2 protein-coding genes are annotated in these 1,374 nt (G+C 69.8%); one reads left to right on the forward strand and one right to left on the reverse strand.

What is annotated here, in order from left to right; all coding sequences use genetic code 11:
• The coding region (locus ACWGIU_RS37930) for a sigma-70 family RNA polymerase sigma factor (RefSeq protein WP_453712641.1) at positions 1-900 on the reverse strand (900 nt) is incomplete at its 3' end.
• A 101-nt stretch (positions 901-1,001) separates the two neighbouring features.
• Between ACWGIU_RS37930 and ACWGIU_RS37935 the strand changes: the two genes are divergently transcribed.
• Entirely contained in the window at positions 1,002-1,349 is a 348-nt protein-coding gene (locus ACWGIU_RS37935; protein WP_052872935.1) for a hypothetical protein, read from the forward strand.
• Positions 1,350-1,374 lie beyond the last annotated feature (25 nt).

Here is a 1,374-nt window from a genome sequence, read left to right on the forward strand (position 1 = left end):
GAGTTCGAGGGCGCCGAGGCGCTCCGGTTCCGCCACGATGTCGATCTCGGTGATCAGGTCGTCCTCGATCGTGAAGCCGAGCACCAGGAACAGCCGTCCCAGCGGGGCCATCGCCAGGCCGACCACTCCGTCGACCAGGGCCGGCGCCGTGGCCCGCGCCCGCTGCATGGCGGCCATCGCGCTCGTGGCGACGGTGGCGGCGCCACGCAGGAGGATCGGGGCGGCGGTGGGGACGACGGCCTTGTCGGCCCGGAGCACCACGTCGGGGTGGAGCAGGGTGACGAGCGCGTCGAAGTTCCCGCCGCGGGTGGCGGCGAGGAAGGCGTCCACGACGCGGCGCTGGCGGGTCAGATCGGCCTCGGGCACCAGCGGCGCTCCCTTGACCCGGCGGCGGGCGCGGCTCGCCAGTTGACGGGTCGCCGCCGGAGTCTTCTCGATCATCGGCGCGATCTCGTCGAAGGACACGGCGAACAGGTCGTGCAGCACGAACGCGAGCCGTTCGGCCGGTGCCAGCTGGTCGAGCACCACCAGCAGCGCGAGCCCGACCGAATCGGCCAGCAGGGCTTCCTGTTCGGGGTCGACCGCGTCCGCACGGTCGACGGCGGGGTCGGCGGAATACGTCTCCATGGGGTCCTCGCGCCGGGACTCACGTGAACGCAGCATGTTCAGGCAGACGCGCGACACGACCGTCGTCAGCCAGCCACCGAGGTTCTCGACGTCGCCGACGTCGGAGCGGTCGAAGCGCAGCCAGGCCTCCTGGACAGCGTCATCGGCCTCGGCGAGCGAGCCGAGCATGCGATAGGACACTGCTTCCAGATGAGAGCGGTGCTCCTCGAAACGCTCCGTCAGCCTTGAATTCCCGTCCACCGGACCCCCTGTCGATCGCTCACGGTCGATCATCAAAACAGATCACGTGAGCTGCTGGATAATGACCCCTGAACAGCAGGAGCGAGTGGAGACGCCGGATACACAGCGTGGTTCGGCAGGAGAGGGAGCCCCCGATGGACGTGCAGCACTTCGAGCGGATCACCGCATTCATCGAGGCGCGGCTCACCCCGCTGTTCGACGAGGCGACGGGCAGCGAACACGGCTTCGCCATGGACGACACCTCCCGCGCCCTGCGCGCGCTGCGCAACTCCGTCCTGGAGGCCTCCGCGATCAAGGGCCTCATCGAGAAGCGCGAGTCCGCCGAGCCGGCCATGCGCCGCGTCATCGACCAGTCGGTGGAGCACAACTGGGACGTGCTGCGCGGGATCGCCCGTCAGTGGGAGGACCACGCCGACTTCCGCCACGAGTTCAAGCACCACGCGTGGGAGCTCGACCACCACCACGCCGCCGCGGAGGCCTGAGCTCACCGCGGCGGTACGAGGACCC

The organism is Streptomyces sp. NPDC054840, from assembly GCF_053611065.1.

Excerpts from the sequence above, each read along its gene's own strand:
- ACWGIU_RS37935 (WP_052872935.1), top strand. The coding sequence starts at position 1,002 with ATGGACGTGCAGCACTTCGAGCGGATCACCGCATTCATCGAGGCGCGG.